General features: G+C 52.2%; 18 protein-coding genes. 3 read left to right on the top strand and 15 right to left on the bottom strand.

The genetic code is table 11. The features are described from left to right. Positions 1 to 286 precede the first annotated feature (286 nt). Together ACX3YD_RS22725 and ACX3YD_RS22720 are read right to left on the bottom strand one after the other, a co-directional pair. A complete protein-coding gene (locus tag ACX3YD_RS22725; protein ID WP_458961084.1) occupies positions 287 to 706 on the bottom strand; it encodes a DUF6691 family protein in 420 nt (139 codons plus the stop codon). Between the two features lie 2 nt (positions 707 to 708). Continuing rightward, positions 709 to 1,143 (bottom strand): YeeE/YedE family protein, encoded by a 435-nt coding sequence (locus ACX3YD_RS22720; RefSeq protein ID WP_458961069.1) that lies wholly within the window; start codon positions 1,141 to 1,143, stop codon positions 709 to 711. A gap of 141 nt (positions 1,144 to 1,284) precedes the next feature. Between ACX3YD_RS22720 and ACX3YD_RS22715 the strand changes: the two genes are divergently transcribed. Further along, complete coding sequence (locus ACX3YD_RS22715; protein ID WP_458961083.1) at positions 1,285 to 1,620, top strand: hypothetical protein; 336 nt, start codon at positions 1,285 to 1,287, stop codon at positions 1,618 to 1,620. A 207-nt stretch (positions 1,621 to 1,827) separates the two neighbouring features. On the opposite strand, the gene ACX3YD_RS22710 is transcribed toward ACX3YD_RS22715, so the two are convergent. The 6 genes from ACX3YD_RS22710 to ACX3YD_RS22685 form a co-directional block, all read right to left on the bottom strand. Further along, entirely contained in the window at positions 1,828 to 2,013 is a 186-nt protein-coding gene (locus tag ACX3YD_RS22710; RefSeq protein WP_458961082.1) for a DUF3606 domain-containing protein, read from the bottom strand. Between the two features lie 319 nt (positions 2,014 to 2,332). Next, a complete protein-coding gene (locus ACX3YD_RS22705; protein WP_448123735.1) occupies positions 2,333 to 2,770 on the bottom strand; it encodes a hypothetical protein in 438 nt (145 codons plus the stop codon). Positions 2,771 to 2,797: 27 nt separating this feature from the next. After that, complete coding sequence (locus tag ACX3YD_RS22700) at positions 2,798 to 3,562, bottom strand: COG4705 family protein (protein ID WP_458961081.1); 765 nt, start codon at positions 3,560 to 3,562, stop codon at positions 2,798 to 2,800. A gap of 101 nt (positions 3,563 to 3,663) precedes the next feature. Next, positions 3,664 to 4,449, bottom strand: a complete 786-nt coding sequence (locus ACX3YD_RS22695) for a glycosyltransferase (RefSeq protein WP_458961080.1) — start codon at positions 4,447 to 4,449, stop codon at positions 3,664 to 3,666. A gap of 503 nt (positions 4,450 to 4,952) precedes the next feature. Then, positions 4,953 to 6,320: a sensor histidine kinase gene (locus ACX3YD_RS22690; protein ID WP_458961079.1), complete on the bottom strand. Its 1,368-nt coding sequence runs from the start codon at positions 6,318 to 6,320 to the stop codon at positions 4,953 to 4,955. Then, positions 6,298 to 6,990: a response regulator transcription factor gene (locus ACX3YD_RS22685; RefSeq protein ID WP_017850090.1), complete on the bottom strand. Its 693-nt coding sequence runs from the start codon at positions 6,988 to 6,990 to the stop codon at positions 6,298 to 6,300. The genes ACX3YD_RS22690 and ACX3YD_RS22685 overlap by 23 nt, the downstream gene beginning before the upstream one ends. Before the next feature lie 146 nt (positions 6,991 to 7,136). Here ACX3YD_RS22685 and ACX3YD_RS22680 point away from each other — a divergent pair, with 146 nt between their 5' ends. After that, positions 7,137 to 7,841, top strand: a complete 705-nt coding sequence (locus ACX3YD_RS22680) for a response regulator transcription factor (protein ID WP_443700941.1) — start codon at positions 7,137 to 7,139, stop codon at positions 7,839 to 7,841. A gap of 269 nt (positions 7,842 to 8,110) precedes the next feature. On the opposite strand, the gene ACX3YD_RS22675 is transcribed toward ACX3YD_RS22680, so the two are convergent. The 3 genes from ACX3YD_RS22675 to ACX3YD_RS22665 all read right to left on the bottom strand — a co-directional run bounded on the left by ACX3YD_RS22675 (position 8,111) and on the right by ACX3YD_RS22665 (position 10,909). Further along, positions 8,111 to 8,314 (bottom strand): co-regulatory protein PtrA N-terminal domain-containing protein, encoded by a 204-nt coding sequence (locus ACX3YD_RS22675; protein ID WP_443699150.1) that lies wholly within the window; start codon positions 8,312 to 8,314, stop codon positions 8,111 to 8,113. A 961-nt stretch (positions 8,315 to 9,275) separates the two neighbouring features. Beyond that, on the bottom strand, positions 9,276 to 10,016 hold the full coding sequence (locus ACX3YD_RS22670) for a COG4705 family protein (RefSeq protein WP_301280051.1): 741 nt from the start codon (positions 10,014 to 10,016) through the stop codon (positions 9,276 to 9,278). A 689-nt stretch (positions 10,017 to 10,705) separates the two neighbouring features. After that, positions 10,706 to 10,909, bottom strand: a complete 204-nt coding sequence (locus ACX3YD_RS22665; protein ID WP_443699150.1) for a co-regulatory protein PtrA N-terminal domain-containing protein — start codon at positions 10,907 to 10,909, stop codon at positions 10,706 to 10,708. 259 nt (positions 10,910 to 11,168) lie between these two features. Between ACX3YD_RS22665 and ACX3YD_RS22660 the strand changes: the two genes are divergently transcribed. Beyond that, positions 11,169 to 12,359, top strand: a complete 1,191-nt coding sequence (locus ACX3YD_RS22660; protein ID WP_458961078.1) for an MFS transporter — start codon at positions 11,169 to 11,171, stop codon at positions 12,357 to 12,359. A 65-nt stretch (positions 12,360 to 12,424) separates the two neighbouring features. Here ACX3YD_RS22660 and ACX3YD_RS22655 read toward each other — a convergent pair whose 3' ends face one another. From ACX3YD_RS22655 to ACX3YD_RS22640, 4 genes are all read right to left on the bottom strand, one after another. Continuing rightward, entirely contained in the window at positions 12,425 to 14,455 is a 2,031-nt protein-coding gene (locus tag ACX3YD_RS22655; RefSeq protein WP_458961077.1) for a bifunctional DedA family/phosphatase PAP2 family protein, read from the bottom strand. Between the two features lie 87 nt (positions 14,456 to 14,542). Next, complete coding sequence (locus ACX3YD_RS22650; RefSeq protein WP_458961076.1) at positions 14,543 to 17,659, bottom strand: efflux RND transporter permease subunit; 3,117 nt, start codon at positions 17,657 to 17,659, stop codon at positions 14,543 to 14,545. 21 nt (positions 17,660 to 17,680) lie between these two features. Next, entirely contained in the window at positions 17,681 to 18,745 is a 1,065-nt protein-coding gene (locus tag ACX3YD_RS22645) for a hypothetical protein (protein WP_458961075.1), read from the bottom strand. Beyond that, positions 18,742 to 20,169 carry a TolC family protein gene (locus ACX3YD_RS22640; protein WP_458961074.1) on the bottom strand — a complete coding sequence of 476 codons (1,428 nt, stop codon included), beginning with the start codon at positions 20,167 to 20,169 and terminating at the stop codon, positions 18,742 to 18,744. Before ACX3YD_RS22640 ends, ACX3YD_RS22645 begins: the two co-directional genes overlap by 4 nt. Positions 20,170 to 20,179: the final 10 nt, after the last annotated feature.

The following is a 20,179-nucleotide window of genomic DNA, read 5'->3' as shown; positions in this document are numbered from 1 at the left end:
CCGCTAAATCCTCAAAATTTTGATGGCATTGAGTTGAGTCAGCAAGTGAGATCCTCCCAAAAACTGAAGAATCCCAAAGCCGAATCAAGCCTGGAGATGCCTCACTTGTAGGTACTCGGCTATTGCCCTTGCCTCAGCGCTTTGAGGCTCAGTTTTGCTCATATGACGGCAAGATAAACCATAAGGAAGGCTCCTTGGACGGCAGTTAGTACATTCACTATAGAGCCTGAATTGATGCTGTACCCCTCTGGGATTTCAATTGGCTTCAAAGCTTTAACCGCGCGTTTCAATGCGTGCGTCGGTTTTCCAAGGCAGAGAACAAATACATACCGGCCAGCATGGCCAATACGAATATGATGATTTGCCAGTGCCCCGTAAGCAGAATAGCGACCGCTGGCCCAGGGCAGATCCCCGCAATTCCCCAACCTATACCGAACACCAGGCTGCCACCAATCAAGCGGGCGTCCAACTCCCTTTTCACAGGTAACTGCATGGGGGTGCCCAGCAAGGATTGCTTGTTTTTGCGCGCCCAATTAAGGGGTATAACCGCCACTGCGATGGCCCCTCCCATCACCAGTGCGAGTGACGGATCCCAGGCCCCGGCTACATCAAGAAAAGCCAATACTTTGGCGGGGTTCGCCATGCCTGCCAGGAGTAGACCCAGGCCAAAGATCAGCCCTGCAAAAAATGCTGTCGACTTGATCATCTTCACGCTCCCAGCGCATGACGAATGACGTACACCGTTGCAAACCCGGCGGTCATAAAGCACACCGTTGCCACGATGGAGCGGGGAGACAACCGAGAGATCCCACAAACTCCGTGACCACTTGTACAGCCGGAGCCGTAACGGGTTCCCACGCCGACGAGCAGACCCGCAATAACCAAGGCCGGCCACTCTGTTTTGATCTCGATCTCTGGCAAGACGGTGAACAGTCCCCACAACAATGGCGCAAGCAACAGGCCAAGAAGAAACAGCGCCTTCTCACTCCAGCCTTCACTATCAAATCGCATCACGCTTCCAAGCAAGCCGCTGATCCCTGCGATGCGACCATTGGCGAGAATGAATAAGCTAACCGCCAGCCCTATCAAGGCCCCTCCGCCTAATGAAGTCCAAGGGGTGAAGTTGATCCAATCAATGCTCATTTTGCATCTCCTGCACAGAAGTGCTGGTAAAAGACGTTGATCAGCGATGTGACGTCCATGCAGGTTCCTCGAGGACAGCGGTCAGCAACAATCCTAGTAGAATTAGTCGAGCTAAGTGACGCCCCCCCTTTGAGATGTTCTATGAACGCTGAGTTAACTGAAGAAGAAATGCGTCGTGCCCTGTTCGGTACGGCTCAGCCCGAAGAGCGGGTGTCTGCTCCTCTAGTAGAGGAGCCTGTGGAAGAAGTTGTGCTCGCGAAATCGGTGGTCTCTCCAGCAGCCAAGAAGAAAGTGGCGAAAGCATTTACGCCTAGGCTGAGGGTCACGTTACGCGTTGGAAACGAGTTTGAGGGGAAAATGGTCGAGTTGATTCACGAGGCCGATACGTTGAGCTCGTTGCTTGCCGAACAAGATGCTGTGAAGGCAGCAAGGAAGAAGTACAAGTATGTTGAGGTGCTATCGGTTAAATCGATGTAGACAGCCCCACTGACCTGGTTCGGCGAAGCGGCGGCCCGTACCCGCATAATCTACTGTACTGCCCATGCGGGCAGGGAGTTATGACTCTAAGCGCTTTGAAACTCACATTCGGGCACTGCGTTTGCTTTAATTATATGCGGCCCTGATTACGAACGTTACCTACGAAATAGGAACGACAAGTTCTTGTCAGTCTTGGGGCTGTAATATTTAAGCATGATGCACGTGGCTAAGATGTTGCTTCACTGCTGTTAAAGAGTCACCTACAGCTCTGACAGCTGATTTGATGTCACTTCTTGCTACTCCAAATTTTTTGGCCCAATGCTTGAGTTCAGTAATGTCGTTGATATTGATTCTAATCGAGTCGGTATCGAATGCAGGATCTTGCCTTTGCATAGAAAATTCCATAGTAGATTGTTGACTTAGCAAGCTCGCGCCAGTTTCTTTGGCAAGCTAGGCTCCTCAAGTTATCTGGAAGTCCATCACTTTGCGGTGAAAATAAGCAATGGATCGGTATTATTTCGGCGGCAAGTGCACCTACCCTGTCGTTGCCTAGTAAGCCGAGATCCAGACGCCCAAGTCATGACCATGTGTGTTCAGTGCAAGCGGTAAATCTCCGCAAGTCCACAGTGTAGCTTGTATCGGTCAGCGCGCCTGAATTTAAGCGTCTGGATCGTTGTTTGTGTCCTGATAGGTCAGCGGCCCTGGAGCGGTGTCATGACTTACCCGTCATAGAATCGAAGGTTTTCAGCAGATCATCCATTGCTGCCTTGCAATCGGCTTGCTTGGGTGTACTTGCTCGCAGGGCGTCGAGTGCCCTATCAATTGCTTTGTCCAGCACATGCCAATCACTGGCAGCGCGGGGTTTAATTCCTGCTTCGGCAGAGTCCCATGAGGTTTCTAGATCCTTGATGCGAGCTTTTGCTCCAGCGAGGTCGTTTTTTTCGGTGAGGCTAAAAGTATCAGCCGCGATGCTTCGGAACTCAGACAGGTCACCCAACTTTGAAGCAGACTGGGCAGATGCGCTGACCGGGGTGGGCTGTATTCCAGAGGCGACCTTATCGGAAGGTTTCGAGCAGCCAGCGGCGATGCTCAGCAAAAAAATAGACGACACGATAGCAACTTGACGGATCATAATTTGAAGAGTGGGCATGACGATTCCTCGATGGTTTTTAACCAGTTATTGATTTGCGGATTTACGGTTACTGATACTTACTTGTGCTACGCCTACCAGAAGAATAATGACGCACAGGAAAATTGCGCTCGTCCAAGTGGCCCCCATGCCAAGGCCACCATAGGTCTTAGCTTGAGTAAGCAAGTCGCCGAGAGAGGCGCCAAAAGGACGGGTCAGGATGTAAGCCAGCCAAAAGGTCAGCACCACGTTGCCACCCAAGCGCCAAGCCACCAGAGTTGCGGCAATAAGCGCACCGAAAATAAAAACACCAAGGGTGAAACCCAAGCCCAGCGCTTCGGTGGCTAGATCGCCGGCTGCTGTGCCAAGCGCAAAGGTGCAAAGTACGGTCGTCCAGTAAAAAAGCTCCCTTCTAGGCGTGACAATTTCACGAATCGACAGGTTTCGCTCGACCTTGTACCAGACTAGAAAGTTGATCGTCAGCAGTACCGCAAAGAGCGCCGTGCTGGTGTACAGGCTGATATCTAGCATGTCGGTCATGACATCGGTAATCTGTGTCCCGACAATGCTTACGAGTACCACTGTTAGCCAGTAAATCCTGGGCGAATAAGCCTTGGTATTGAGCTGGAAATACAACGCTAGCATTAGTAATGCGGCCATGCCGATGGAAGTCCAGGCAGCTCCTAAGCCCGCGTTTACTGCCAGAAAGTCCGCCCCTGTTTCCCCCACCGTAGTGGACAGTATTTTTATGACCCAGAATGATAATGTTACTTCAGGTACTTTGTTGAGCCATCCGGCTTTGTCGAGATTCATGTGATGACAGCCTCTTTTGATATGGGCTGAGCTTATGTAAAGGCGAAGTTAGATAGCGGAATTTTTCTGAGGTTGAGCGAATACAGTTCCATCGCCGCCTTTTAAAGTTTTAAACCCTGTGTAATCTGGTTGTACATCCTGACTCTTCTGTGGTTTCTGGTGTAGCCGCCTAGTGAGGAAATCGTTCCACTTTGAATATGGTCTAGATAGCGAAACATTTTCCGAGGCGATATAAATCTAATTTTATAATCTAACTCTGTCATCCTATCCTGAAGCTCATAGCCTGGATTGCGTTCGTCCATTTGAAAATGCAAGCCGTGCTTTTTGATCAATCTTACACTCCACAGGGCGCAAAAGCTTTTTAGATGTTTCTCTTTATATGGTTTCGGCTCCCTCGATTTTATTCCAAGCGCTTTAAGACTACGCCTGGTGTAATGTTTAAAAAACCGTGATGACATTCTCCAGGTCGAGCGAAAAAAGCCTCTATCCAGCTGCTCTAAGCATCCAACGGCTGCTACGTCTTGTTGTTCGGCACATTGCGCGAGCATCATATTAAAAACTTCAAGATCATAAATAAAAGTGTCGGTATGCAAAAGAAATACATATTCCGTTTCCACGAAACCTAAAGCGAGATCAAGAGCTCGGCCATGAGCAATATTTCCAGCCTCAGGATGCTCTGGCTTTCGCTCAATCAAGTTAATCCATTTTAAAGTTCGAAGATACTCTGTGCTTGAGTCCCTAGAGTCGTTGTCCACCACATAAACAGAAATACCTTTTTCTTTCACGGTATCTTGCAGGAGCTGGAGGCATTTCTTGGTCAGCTCAAGCGACTTGTAGTTAACTAAAGCGATGCTGTAGTTTGCCTTTTCTGGGTGGTGATTTTTCATAGCCAACTAACTCTCGAATTTGATTGCCTTTGTTATAGCGGGCAAAAACCAGCGAAGCCGCCCGACTACCCTCCATCGAAAAAGTATGCTCGTCCAATTCTTAGACTTTTACATTGGATACGCACAATTAAACCACCATAAAAAGACAGTATCTCTTATTGCAGATTTTTCCCTATGGAGAACTCAATGCCTAGCTATTTGCTTTAGGGCATTTATTCTTTATTTATTCTGTGCCTGGGAGCTTATAATTCAGCTCCCTTGCAGATGAATTTTTTGACAGGTTTGTCGCTATGAGAGGCGGTTGCTCCCCCAACAATCGTCGCAATCCTATTGGTAGGCGAAAAAATTCAGGATGTAACTCTGAAACGAAAGCAGGTCAAAGACCTGCTGACGTGCATAGCGGACGATCCAAATACAGGAATATCAGTTGAGCTAAGAGACAGGCAAGCAATCGAACGGGTTGCTCGCCGAGTGACGAAAGTTTTAGATATGGATACAGGGTCTCAAGCGTTTTGTGCTTTACCTATCAAGTCCACCCGGCATCCAGGCCGGGCATCGTGCACCTGTAGGGACATGTCATGTAAACGTGCTACAGCTGAAACCATACTTAAGCCCAGGCCATTTCCTGGCGTATGACGGCTGGACTCTGAACGATAGAGTCTACGGAAAACCGCTTCCCGTTCCTCCTCCGGTATTCCGGGCCCATGGTCACGGACACTGATTCCACAGTTGTTAGAATCTGCCGAGACTGTTACTTCAACGTCACTTCCGTCCGGCGAAAACTTGATGGCGTTATCGATGAGGTTACAAACCGCATCAAACAATAACTGCGAATCGCCCATTACTGTATCGACTCCCTCGCATGGCTTGAACTCTAGATTCATACCACGCTCATCAGCGAGAGGTTCAAAGAGCTCTACTGCATCAGCGCAGATTTGATTGAAACCAACCAGGGTAAAATTACTGCGTCTAGCGCTGCCTTCTATTTCTGAAATGCGCAGCAATGCCCGAAAGGTTTGCATTAGCCCCTTAGCATCCTCAATGGCTGTATCGATAGCGCTGGCGTACTCTTTTTGCGTCAAGCTACGACGCTGTGCACGCTCCAATCCTGCGATCAAGCGAGTTAGCGGTGTTCGCAAGTCATGAGCAATATCATCGCATACACCTTTGACCTCACTCATTAGCCGCTCAAGTGCATCCAGCATGCCGTTTACTACGCCGGCAATACGATCAATATCGTCGTTATTTCCCCGTGTAGGTAAACGCCCACTAAGATCGCCCTCCACAATTATTTTTATGGAGCGGCTAAGTACGTCTAGACGGCGGCGAGCAGACACGCCTAATGCAATCGCTCCTAGTAGCCCAACTACTATAAGTAGTGAGCCACCTGAAACTAGAGCATTGACCAAAAGTTCGTCAAACTCACGAATATCGTGAATATCCTGACCGATCAGAAGAGTGCTTCCATCATCCAGTTTGTGAACAAGGTAGCGGATAGGCCGATCATGCCCGTTAGCTTTATCCCAGAAAAATTCCGCAGGCTTATCGTATGCACTGAACGTAGGTAGGGTTGATAGCGCCCCCGCAATCGTTGTACCTGCAGAGTCGAATAGCGTATATGGGAGCCGCCCTTCGGGGTCTTGTTCCGTATGTTTAAGTATTTCTGCACGTCGTAGCGCAGGCTCTTGGGCGTTTTGGCGGTCTACCTCTCGATGCAGTGCAGTATCCACCTCCGAGATCAGATATCCGGTAGTCTGCCAATAAATATAACCAAATAACGCAAAAAACGAGCACCCAAATAATGCCAGGAACATAAGGGCTGTTCGAAAGCTGATGGTACGTGGAATCTCACTCAGGCGAACGTAGGACATAACCAGCCCCCCGAATGGTTTGGAGCATTGGAGAGTCGCCCTCGCCATCAATCTTATGACGCAGACGCCCAATATGAACATCTATCACATTGGTGCGGTCGTCATAACTATAATTCCAGACAGCTTCGAAGAGCATGGTTCGCGTGACGACTTGCCCGGCATGTTGAGCGAGATACTCTAGTAACGCGTATTCACGAGGTAATAAGTCAATCTGTCTTTCGCCTCGGCGCACTGAGCGTCGTAGTAGGTCAATTTCCAGATTCCCAATGCGTAATCGACTGTCTCGATTTGCTGCGGAAGGAGGTGCCCTTCGGCGATTCAGAGCATCTAGTCGAGCAGTCAGCTCAATGAACTCGAACGGCTTGGTCAAATAGTCATCGCCTCCTGCACGAAGGCCTCGAACCCGCTCATCTAAAGCGCTTAGCGCACTGAGAATCAGAACCGGTGTGGTGATGCCGGAAGCGCGCAATGCGGTAAGCATACCTAGGCCGTCAAGCGCTCCAGGTAGCATGCGATCAAGAACAATGATGTCGAAGGTATCGCTAATGGCCGCTAACAAACCTTCACGACCATTGTTTACCAGGGTCACGTCAAAGCCGTGGTCTTGAAGGGCTGCCTCGATCTCCCGCGAGGTGACGGGATCATCCTCGATAACCAGTACGTGGGTCATAGGCGTCGCGCTGAGCTCCTGGTTTGGAATTAATAGGCCGATGTAAATCAAACGACCCCTTTGATGGCATAGTGTGCCGAGTCAGTCTATACACTGAGCTTCCGACAAAATGAAAAAAAGTTTATTTAAGTCTTTGCGAGGTTTGAGTGCGTATTTTAGTCATTGAGGATGATGCCCGTACCGCTTCATACCTAGTGCGAGGACTCGGCGAGAGCGGACATGTCGTCGATGCCAGTGCAGAAGGTCGTGACGGGCTCGCGATGGCCCTTGAGGGTATCTATGACGCTTTGATCGTTGATCGATGCCTACCTGGTATGGACGGTTTGTCGTTGGTTCGAGAGTTACGCAGGGAGGGGATGCAGACGCCAGTATTGATGCTCAGCGCCTTAGCCTCGACCCAGCAGCGAGTTGAGGGGCTTCAGGCGGGTTGCGACGACTACTTGGCGAAGCCCTATGCCTTTGTTGAAGTATTGGCGCGACTGGAAGGATTATTGCGACCTAGAGATCAGCAACCTGGTAAGGCGAGTACCTTGTGTGTTGGCGAACTGTGTCTTGACTCTGCAGCTCGGCAGGTAACATGGATGGGGCGAACGATATCCCTTGCTCACCGCGAAACCTTGATTCTAGAAAAACTCATGAAACATTGTGGTGAGGTTGTCACTCGCTTGATGCTACTTGAGAGTGCGTGGGACTATGAATTCGATCCAAACGACAACGTTATCGATAAACATATTTATCGCCTACGTCGAAAGTTAGATGATGGATTTGGAATTTCGCTAATTGCTACCATTCCTGGCGCAGGCTATTGCCTCAACGTAGTGACGAACGTGCCTGAAACACCCGCTCGGTAATGAACACAGCCGAAGCAGCAGGATGGTGAAATGTTGGCGTTTCATTAGAGCAGCTTTTGTGCTGCCGACCAATTACTCGGATTGTCGGTGTACCCCGCAACCCGAGCAGGTCGTTTTGACTGTTTAAAGGATTAGTCCTACTGCCACACGGCGAGTAAGCGACTCTGGTTATGCGTCCTTTCGGCAGTTTTCCCGACTGCACTTCATGGCACTTAAAGCGCATGATCGAGTAGTCGGCTGCTAATGAATTTGATGAGTAGAACGCCCTATCAATTCGAACGTGCGACATCGTTGGACGCCGCTTTCTGATTGCTGGCAACGGCGGTTGCGTGTTCAGACTGTTGGTACGTTGCCATCGCAGACTCCCTTGCGGCCTCCATCTTTGCAGTTACTGTATCGCCGCCGCCTTCTGCCATCGCAGCTACAGAGGCACTCATCAAGGTTACGATCAAAAGAGCTTTCAGGGTTTTCATGGCAAATCTCCAGTGTTTAGGTTTAGCCATCACAATGTTTGCTGGCTTGGGCTAATACTAAAGCTCGCTGTATTTCACGTTCTTCCCCGCAAAATGAATTTTCTGACAGGTAAATATCCGAGGTGCGCTATGTGTGGCGTTCGTATCCCGGAGGCCATTTCATCCGACCACTATCTGCATTCTCGGCGAGTACGATAGGAATGTAGAAGTAGCCCTACCTTTCCCGGTCTCTCTTCGCCAATAACAAGTACAGGATGAAAATATGAGCAGCGATATGGAGGCGTGAATGCACGGCACGAAGCGCGCGAGAAATATGCTCTTGGCTTCGTGTCGCTCGAAAAAGGCCTTGCTGCTCTGAATCAGTTCAGGGTGGCGGCTCGAAGGCCAGAAACCGAGAGTTTTTGCGCGGGTGTCGATGCCCTAGCCAGAACGAAAGACCATCTCCCCTACAGCACCTAATTTTGCGGCGACCAGCAACGTCCAGAGCAATAATACGCCACTCGGTACCAAGGCACTGAGTGCGAGGGTCACGGAAGTGCTTGTAACAACGGCTCCGATGATCGGAACTGACTCGGAAAGAGCTAAGAAAAATACCGCGAGATAGGCAGCATGCGGATGCACCGTGAGGAACTCAATGAGCGTTGAGACCAGGAACGCCATGATTCGTGGGCTGCCTATAGAGTACCGGTGATGAGACAATCGTGCCCGATAGGTCACACGTCCATTCTGAAGCGGTCAGCGGTAGCGGGAAATTCCTCGATGCGTTTTTCAAAGCGCCTAATTGGCTTAAGAGCAAATGCCGTATCGAGCATTTTCGATTTTTAGACCAGGCACATCTCAAGGTTGGGGCGACCACACAACGTAGTCATCAGTGACGATGAACGCCGTACGCGGAAAACTTGGCTCACACAAAACGCTGCCAAGCACCAACTCGACCTTGTAGCACTCCCCCACAAGCCGGTCAGCCATACATTTCTTCAGCGCTGCGTGCCTTGACGGCGAAGGACACCAACACTACCAACACACTGGCCAACACTAACGATGAACCAACGGTGCCAAAATCCAGACCGCCTTTTTCGTGAGACTTGGTCAAAAAATCGCCGAGTGTCGCGCCGAACGGTCGGGTCAGGACAAACGCCAACCAGAAGAGCAGCACTGTGGAAATCCGCGTGTAGAACTTGGCCAGCATCACAGCGGTAATCGCCGCCCCGATCAGCAATGCACCGCCAGCGAAGCCCAGTCCGGAGTCATCTGCCAGGTAGTCGCCTAACGCTGTGCCCAGCGTGTTGGAAATCAAAATTGCCGCCCAATAGAACACCTCTCCCTTAGTGGTGTGGATGTTGTTTACCGACAGCGTTTTCTCGCTCAAGCGCCAGACCGCAAAAATAGCGATCAACAGGCTGATCAGAATTAGAGAGCCGGACGCATAGCCTAGGCCCAAGGTGCGATCCATAAAGTCCGACATGGTGGTGCCTGCGGTACTGGTGGAGAGAATAACGACCCAGTACAACACGGGATTATAACTTTTCGAAAATAGCTGCAAACCAAGTGTAATCAGGAAGGCGCTTATCAGGATCATTGAGCTGATCGCATACCCCACATTCAGCGTCATCGACAGTAAATCACCCGCAGTCTCGCCGAGGGTGGTGGCGCAGATTTTCATCGCCCAGAACGCCAAGGTTATTTCTGGCAGCTTATTCAAACTGATAGGGGTGCTCATAGGGGGGGTTCCTGAAAACGGATTAAATCTATAAATTACAGCGTCTAAAAGCTCGCCGTTCGCACCGGAATCACATGCATCTATTAGAGACGACCAGCATAGGTTGTGAGTGCAACGATCAAGCTATAGCTCGATGTATGGACGAGTACAGCTTAGGGGGTAAAAGATTAAAATTCTGTCAAATAATAATCAGGATTAAATTTATTAATTGTGTTGTCTCTGGCGTAAAATCCAGCCCTGCGGGTTTATTTTATTAACCATCTAGCAAGAAATTTTTAGTTTGTGGGGGTTAGGATTTAATGCGGACTAACGAGCAGATTTATTGTGATTTTTTACTTTCAATGAAATTATCGCAGGCTATATTTTTCACTTGGGTCTTGGATGTGAGGCTCGCAATTTAGATTGGCTATAACTTCCATATAAATTATATGTGTGAAGTATCAACATGCAAAAAGTAATTTTTTGCACACCCGATACTCGGATTGTCGATGCACATCGCAACCCGAGTTTAAATCTTTGATTCTTTTAACCTGATAACCCCTACTGCATGCTGCGAGCAAGCGGCTTTTTTAGTGGTTGTTTTTAGCAGGTTCTTTGGCTGTGGCCCATGACACTTAAAGCGCATGATTAAGTAGTCGGCTGCTAATGAATTTGATGGGTAAAACGCCCTATCAATTCGAACGTGCGACATCGTTGGACGCCGCTTTCTGATTGCTGGCAACGGCGGTTGCGTGTTCAGACTGTTGGTACGTTGCCATCGCAGACTCCCTTGCGGCCTCCATCTTTGCAGTTACTGTATCGCCGCCGCCTTCTGCCATCGCAGCTACAGAGGCACTCATCAAGGTTACGATCAAAAGAGCTTTCAGGGTTTTCATGGCAAATCTCCAGTGTTTAGGTTTAGCCATCACAATGTTTGCTGGCCTGGGCTAATACTAAAGCTGGGGGCATTTCGTACTCTTCCCCGCAAAATGAATTTTTTGACAGGTAGATCTTCCACATGTGTTCTGCAATTTGCACATCCTGAAGCCCATTTCTACCGATCACTATCGACAGTCTCTGCGGGTACTATAGTAATGTAGAAGAGGCTCTGCTTTCCCGGTCTCTCTTCGGCCCCAATGAGAACAGGATGGAAACATGAGTAGCGGAAGTCCTAACACAAACCTTGAGCGTCTTCGTATTCCGCGCACGATCTGGGCATTGGGCTTTGTCAGTCTTTTTATGGATCTATCCTCCGAACTGGTACACAGTTTACTGCCTGTATTTTTAGTCACTACATTGGGCGCGAGTGCATTAACTGTTGGGGTGATCGAGGGGATTGCCGAGTCGACTGCCATGCTCGTCAAGATATTCTCTGGCGCCATCAGCGACTTTATAGGCCGGCGTAAAGGACTCCTATTGCTTGGGTATGGTTTGGCTGCCCTGACCAAGCCGCTTTTTCCTTTGGCTCATTCGGTTGAGGTGGTCTTCACAGCGCGCTTTCTGGATCGTATCGGCAAAGGCATTCGTGGCGCGCCGCGAGATGCCCTCGTCGCAGATGTTTCACCACCAGAGATCCGTGGGGCCTGCTTTGGGTTGCGCCAATCGATGGATACCGTAGGGGCCGTTCTTGGCCCCGCTCTGGCCATATTGCTGATGTTGTGGCTCGCAGATATGCAGCTTGTACTGTGGGTTGCAGTGATTCCGGCAGCAATAGCGGTGGCTCTCATTGTTATGGAAGTAAAAGAACCCACGTGGGCCTCCAGCGAACACCAATTCCGATCTCCAATTCATTGGAGAGTCCTTCACGACTTCTCCTCCGGGTATTGGTGGGTCGTCATTGTTGGGGGGGTGTTTACGCTTGCCCGTTTCAGCGAGGCGTTTCTGGTATTACGGGCGCAACAGATAGGTCTTTCGGTCACCTGGATTCCGCTGGTGATGGTAGTGATGGCACTTTTCTATACGTTGTCCGCTTACCCTGCCGGTTGGCTATCTGATCGTATCAGTCGCACGAAACTGCTCTGTGTGGGTATAGGACTACTCGTCCTGGCGGATCTGGTTCTTGCTCAGTCCAGTTCTGTCATCACGATGCTGCTGGGCGTTGCCTTGTGGGGGCTTCATATGGGATTCAGCCAAGGCATTCTTGCCTCGCTGGTGGCAGATAAAGCGCCTGGTAAACTCAAGGGCACCGCCTTCGGCATTTTCAATCTAGTTAGCGGCGTATGCATGCTGATCGCCAGCATTCTTGCCGGCTGGCTATGGCAAAGCATTGGATCAGACAGCACGTTTCTCATGGGGGCATTGCTTGCCGCAATAGCTCTGCTCTTACTGTTAATTAAGAAACAATAATTCCTCAGGCAAAGATTGGAAGAGTTTCGATCTGTTCGAGCAACTCACCGGTTGAATAGAGCGTGTCAGTGATGGGTAGGCTCATGATGGCGAGCTAGCAGGACTTTGCCATCCCAATCCTCATCTGCCATCTCTGGGATGCGAGGAAGGAGTCGCCCATCCTCAAAAGTAGTAGTTAGCGTGCCCCGTTGTGCGTTCACATCCTGCTGTGTCGACGTCAACGTGAAGAGGGATAGGGGATGATAGAAACGCTCCTCGACAACTGAGCCCATCCACAGCGGTGAAGTACGCCCGTTCGTGAGCTCGAAATCGACGACCCACACTCGAAGCACTAGGCGCGAGCTGGTCAGTGCGCCACCACTATTCGTTCGAACGAGCGTCAGACTGGGGAGTCGGCCACTAGCGAAAAGTGGAATAACCGGAAGAGCTGCCGGGTCGTTCTGGACGGAAAGCCAATTCAGGGTATTCAACAGTGTCCAGTCCGCTGAGTCGCGCCACCCGTTACGCTGCAGGACATCTTGCAACTCCGGCAGACCACCGGCCCACTGGAACGTCAGTGGTTCATTTGTCTCGCCCGTCAGATCGATACGCCGTACCGGCAGTTGCTGCCAACCCGACGCCCACCAATCGGTGGCGGCCATGGATGGAGTTACTACTTTGACAGCATAGCGGTCGCTGTCGGTGGCATGGCTACGATAGATATTGAATCCTCCGACGAAAATCAGTGCTGAACATCCAGCGGCGAGCAGGCCCTTTGGCCCAATGTGTCCGACTTGGCGCCTCAGGTAGGACAGTCCGAGCAGTGCCAGCCACGCCCACCCGAATGCCAGTCCTCCGAGCACGTCGGAAAACCAATGAGCACCGAGGTAGATGCGCGAGAACGCAATCAGAAATATCAGAGTTGCTGCGCCGAGAACGACCACGAAGCGCCATGCTGGGCGGATCTCACGCGCGATGAGGAAGGCGAGGAAGCCGTAGAGCACGACATTGACCGTGCTATGGCCGCTAGGGAAGGAAAATGCACTCCAGCCGGAGTAGAGAAGCTCGCCGGGTCGAGCTCGATGCAACGCCACTTTGATGACCGAGTTGAGTGCTGAAGCGCCGGCAATCGCAATCAGCCAATAGGCAGCTGTACGCCAGGAGCGTTTCCACATGAGCCACAGCAAGACAATCAGCGTTACCGCAACCACGACCGTGGTGTCGCCGAGTTCAGTAATGGCGATCATCACCGTATCGCCTGGCACTGTACGAAGCTCCTGAAGCGCGTGGTATATCGCGCTGTCTGCGAGCAGCAATGGGTCACCGGTGACGACATCTTCAAGAATGCCAAAGAAGAGCCAGGCTGCACCGACGAGTAACACCGCCGACACTGCGAGAGTCCGTACTTCGGGCCGTGAAGGATCGAGTAAATGGGAGAGTCTGCGGCTCAACCAGGTGTCATGAGTGCCGGCCCAGTACCGAAGCCGCCTAAGTGCGCCGATGACGTATGGGACGCCGCGTCGCAACGTCCAACGCATGATATGCAGGAGCGTCCAGCCCGCCACGAGTAGAACGACCAGCAGAATTGCGAGCGGCTTTGCAGCCGCGCCGAGAACGCGGAACGTCGCGCCTACGAGAACACCTGACAGGATATGCGACGAAGCCCAAGCTAGCGCCGAGACCACATTGACGGTATAGAACAGGCTGACCGCCATTCCCATCATGCCGGCGAGGAGCGGGATGAAGGCGCGGACGCCCGGTACGAAGCGCGCGAGAAACACACTCTTGGCGCCGTGACGCTCGAAAAAGGCCTCGCTGCTTTGAATCAGTTCAGGGTGGCGGTTCAAAGGCCAGAAACCAAGAATCTCGCGGTGGTATCGATGCCCAAACCAGAACGAAAGCCCATCACCCGCGATGGCGCCTAACGTAGCGGCGATCAGCAATGGCCAGAGTAATAACACTCCACTCGGCACCAAGGCACTGAGCGCGAGGATCACGGCAGTACCTGGAACGACGGCGCCGATGATCGGGACTGACTCGGAAAGTGCCAAGAGAAACACTGCCAGATAGGCAACATGGGGATGCACCGTGAGGAACTCGATGATCGATGAGACCATGGACGTCATCATTCGCGGGCTGCCTATGCAATGTCGGCTATGAAGCAATCTATATACGTGTCTTCTCGATAAGTCGCACAACCGATATTACGCAGGTGCCACCTCAGCGGGAAACTCGTCAATGCGCTTTTCAAAGTGCCCGAAGTGTAAAGCCAAGGTTGGTAACACCAAAAGATTGAGTGCTGTCGAGGTCACCAATCCTCCCAGGATAACGATAGCCATAGGCCCCTCAATTTCATTGCCCGCTGCACCACTCGCGAGCGCTAGCGGTAGCAATCCCAACGCTGTCACCACGGCTGTCATCATGATTGGTACCAGTCGTTCGGCGGAGCCCCTTCGAGCCGCTTCAGGCCCCCATGTCAAACCTTCTTCATTCACCAGGTGTGAGTAATGCGAGACGAGCATGATGGAGTTGCGCAGCGTGATCCCAAACAGGGTGACAAACCCGACAAGCGATCCCAATGACAAGTTTCCACCGCACACCAACACGGTCACTACACCGCCTACTAAGGCGAAAGGCAGGTTCACGAGGACTAAGACCAACGCACGCATACTTTTGAGAGCGAGGAACAAAAGCAGCACGATCCCAATGATGGCTGTTGCTGTGTAAACCAGTAAGTCCTGTTGCGATTGCGCACGTGCTTGTTCCTCTCCAGCAAACAAGACGTAGGTTCCCTTCGGTAGCGTGACCTCTTTGTTGATGCGCTGACGAGCCTCTTGAACGAAGTCGCTCACCGCTCGGCCACGCACTGCAGTCGAGACTGTTTGCAGGCGTTGGCCACCGCTGTGCATGATTTGGTAACGGCTGCTGGTTTGAGTGATCAAGGCCAGTTGATCGAGAGGCACCGTTGTTCCGCTTTTGTTGCGCAGCAGCAGCGAGCCGACAGTTGCGATACTGTGATGAGCGGAGGGTGCCAATGAGACAGTGACGTCATAAGTCTGGTTTCCCTGATAGATCTGGCTGGCGGTCACTCCGTCGTAGGCAATCTGGATCGCGTCCATCACATCGACTGGCTCGAACCCCCAATGTGTCAATTGCTCAGGTCGTAGCCTGATGGTCAATTGCGGCACATGCTGGGCTGACTCGACTCTCAGGCCGATGGTGCCTGGGATTCGACCTATCACCTGGGCGATTTCCTGGGCTTTGCTGTCCAGCACATCCAGATCAGGGCCAAAGACGTTGATAACGACCGGCGCGGTGACACCGGAGATACTTTCGTCCACCCGTTCAGTTAGAAATGTATTCACCGACGTAGTCAGCCCTGGGAAGCTGGCCAATACTTGTTGGACACGTGCCACGGCCTGGGTTTCCTCGGCGGCGGACAAACTATTCAAATCCAATTCGAACTCACTGACATGGACGCCGGTCGGATCGACCACTTCACTGGCTCGCCCTGCGCGCTGCGCTACCAGTCGCACGCCGGGGACTGTACTCAGCTCCTGCACCACACGGTCGCCCACTCGCATGGATTCGGTCAATGAGGAGCCAGGGGCCAACGCCATATGAATCAAGTAATGCCCCTCCTTCAATTCCGGTATGAAGTTGCCGCCAAAAAACGGCAGCGCGCTGGCCGACACGGCACAGAGAATGACGATCATCCAGACGATTGAGCGAGAGTGTGACTCGATGCTCGCGAGTATTTTCAGATAACGCGCCTTCAGTCGCTGCACCAACTTTGGCTCGTCCGATTGAAGTGGCTTGGTGGTCAACAACATAAAAGCCAGCGCTGGCGTGACTGTCAGGGCCACCACAAGGGAGGCCAAAATTGCCAGGATGTAGGCGAGCCCCAAGGGCGCGAAGAGTTTCCCGGCGATCCCTGACAGTGCCAGTACGGGTAGGAAAATCAATGCAACAACCAGGGTGGCATACACCACTGCACTACGGACTTCGAATGAGGCGCGCAATACCACCAAGGCCGGTGACAAAGGGTGCTCCAGCGCCTGGTTTTGGCGCAGCCGACGGAAGATGTTCTCGACGTCGACCACGGCGTCGTCCACCACTTCTCCCAAGGCAATGGCCAGGCCACCCAAGGTCATGGTGTTAAGGCTCACACCAAAGTGATGGAGCACGATCACCGCCGTTAACAAGGACAGCGGAATTGCCGTAGCCGAGATGATTGCAGTGCGGATATTGAGCAAGAACAGAAACAGCACCAGAAGAACTAACACACCGCCCAATAACAGTGCCGTCTGCAAGTGACCAATAGCGGTTTCGATAAACCTGGCTGGGCGGAAGATGTCCGGGTGCAGGCTCACCTGCTCTGCTTCTAGCGCAGGTTTCAAGCTGTCCAAGGTGCTTTCCACACTACTGGAAACGCTCATCATGTCGGCGCCGTATTGGCTTTCTACCATCAGCGACACAGCTGGCTTACCGTCGATTGCCGCAGCGCCTACTGCGGGAGCAGGCCCATAGGTCACTGCGGCGACATCGCCCAAGCGTACGGCGACTCCACTTTGGTAGCTGAGCACCGTTTGCGCCAACTGCGCGGGTGTAACGGTTTGACCTTCGGTATTCAAGACTATGCGCTGGTTAGCGGTCTCCAGAAAACCCGCACCTCTAACCCCCGTAGAGTGCTGGGCAGCGCTCAAAACGTCCTGCAGAGAAAAACCGTATTGCACCAGCTTTTTGGGATCTGCCTGAATCTGAAACTGCTTTAGATCGCCACCGAATACGATTACGTCCGCCACGCCGGGCACGCGCAACAATTGTGGCTTGATCTTCCACTCAGCCAGTGTGCGCATCTCCATCAGCGAGCGGGTATCGGAGGTAATACCTGCGACAAGGGTGACGCTGGTCGAAGACGTCAGTGGTAATAGTGCTGGTGTTTTGACCCGCTGCGGGAGAGTGCCGGTGAGCGTACTGAGTCGCTCCGCAGCCAGTTGTCTGGCACGATAGATGTCAGCCCCATCCTTGAAGGTTAGCGTCACCATGGACAGCCCTGGTAACGACTTGGAGCGCATGCTCGCAAGTCCCAGCGTGCCGCCCATTGCGTTTTCGACTGGCTGGGTGACCAGCATTTCAACCTGTTCGGACGATAACCCTGGGGCTTCGGTTTGAATTATTGCGAGCGGTGGAGCGAACTCGGGAAAGACATCTTGCCGGGCCTGGGTCAGGGTGTAGATGCCATAACCTGCAAGCAGACATGCGAGGGCGATAACAACCCCTCGGAAACGGACAGCGAAGCGGATAATTGAATTCAACATTAGGTATTCGCTGCCGTCTGGTTAGTCGTCACATTCGGGGTCTTTGCAGGCCGATGCTGTGATGGGTGGGCGCTGCTCTTCGGATAACAACAGTTGTGCACCATGCACCACGACACGCTCACCGGACTCGAATCCGGTGCTTACCAGGTATCCATTGTTGTAGGGGGTTTGGTCAGCGACAGGGCGGCGGGTAAACCGGTCTTTGGCAATTTGCACATACGCCCACGGTTGCCCACCAAACCATAGGATGGCGGCCTCAGGTATGACGAGACTGGTACTGGTGGGTGTGGGTAACGGCAAATAGGCAACGACTTTGCTACCGACTGGCAGAGTCGCCGCCGCTCGGTAAAGGTATGCACGGCCTTCAGTCGAAGGGTCGACTTGAGGCGAGACTGAAATGAGCCGAGCCGTTTCCCGATGATGCTCGCTGGACTCAACTGAAATCAGTTCGGGAGCAACTAAATCAACCCCGAGGGGAAGAACAATGCGCAAAAGCATTTCCTCGCGGCTCAACAACTTTTGCAGTAGAGGGGCTTCCTGCGCTCCAATCATGCTTGCCAAGGGCGCACCAAATTGTTGGCGCGCGTTGATGTGTATCGACCGTATGCTGGCACCAGCAGCCTGTAACTTGGCCTTGTCTGTATTCCATGTGACTTGCGAGGCTTGCAGCACCTTCAAGGACACGCTCTGGTTAGCCTTGAACAGTGCGAGGTTGCGCTCATATTCCTGGCTTGAAGCCGAAACCGCAGACTGCGCTGTTGCTGAGTCTGCTTGAGCCATTGAGTAACGAGTGTTTAGATCATTAAGCCCTTGCACATCAAGCACACTGCCGTAAGCAAGATGTTCCACTTGATGTTCGGACGCAGTTATCGGCTCACTCTGGATGCCACTGATTATCTGGGTCGACTCATCCAGTGTGACGATGGTTAAGCCTCCTTCGGTAGTGACCCTTGTAGGCGGCACTACGGCAGTTACAGGTGCAACCTGTATGGCTTGATAAGAGAAAAAGCCTATGGCGCCTAACCCGACAGCGGCTACCACAGCCAGGGTGGTCAGTGAGGCCTTACTACGAAAGGGGGTGTTCATTTTCGAATGACAGCCTCTGTTGACTGGGCATGCAATGGGATTCCATCGAGCGGTTGCTGGATAGCATTTTCAAGTTGGCTGATGGCTTGCTGGACTTGAACCACGGCATCCACGTGGGTCATTGCATCGACATTCACGGCACGGCCCGACCGTGATAGCGCCAGTCGGTCTATCGCGCCTAAATCAAATGAATGTTGGTCAGCTTGAAAGGCGGCTATTCGAGTCGTCTCTTGGGTGTCGGTGAGCGCGAGGTTTTCCGTGGCCAGGCGATACTGCTTTAAAGCACTTTCGGTCTGATTGATTGCTTGGTCTTGAAGTGTTTCGACACGGATGGCGGCTTCCTTGCGATGCGCTTCGGCCTCCGCGATAGGCCCTTCATTGCGGTTGAACAGGGGGAGCGTGATACCTGCTGGTGTAACGCTGTATTTGTTCACCCCTTGGTCGAACGAGTATCCGAGGCCGAGTGACACGTTCGGATATTGCCGTGCAACTTCAAGTTGGAGGGCTGCTTGGCTTGCTTCGTACTCGGCCAAGGCGCCCAGGATGTCGGTGCGATTCAGAATGGTTTGACGGCGGGCTGCGTTATCAGGGATCTGCGGGGTTCGCCCTTCGAACTCACTAAGATCTATCGTGATGGAATCAAGAGCCCTGAGAGGAATCCCAATGATCTGAGCGATCAGTGCTTTGGCGTCCAGCATCAGCTTTTCATGACTAGCCAAGTCGCTACGATCACGCTCCAGAATGATCCGCTCCTGGCTCAACTCGAACGTTGAGGCCGTCCCCAACGACAGCTGCTTCTCCAGCATGGTCACGATGTTCTGCTGGATGTCGACCTGACGCTCGATAATCGAGTGGTGCTGGCTGGCAGCATAAAGGTCGAGCAACCCGCTGCGAAGACGACTTCTGATCTGCCAAGCGGTTTGCCCGATATTGAGACGAGCAGCGTCTGAGAGCTGTTGTGCTTGTGCCACTCGATACACACGTTTACCGGCAGTCTCAATTGGGATGTCGAGGGACAGTCCGTATGTCCACGGTTTTATCGGTTGATCGGCGTACTGCAATGGCAACGACAAGGACGGATTGGGTCGTTGATTTGCCGTTTCTTTTGCCGCCTCACCGCTAGAAAACTTGGCACGCACTGCGTCCAACTCATGGCTGTAGTAATAGGCAGCCAGCGTCAAGGTGTTCAGATTCCAGAGAGCGGGAGTGTTGGGGCTGTGTGCAGCGGTAAAGCGATGAAACGCTGGGTTTGTCAGAGACCGCTCTTCATAGGCCGCCATTAGTTTCTGAGGCGCCAGTGGTTGTGGTTGATAGCTCGCACAGCCGGTGAGCAGCACTACCGCAGTGATAAAAAACTGTTTATGCAGTTTTATTTTTTTCGTGACCAAAGTGGCGGAGCGCGCAGAACTTCGCGAATAAAGCATTGCCTCTCCC

The sequence above is a fragment of the Pseudomonas fluorescens group sp. PF-1 genome, assembly GCF_054481335.1.
Note: the sequence above shows the minus strand (reverse complement) of the source record. Positions and strands in the feature narration are given on the sequence as shown.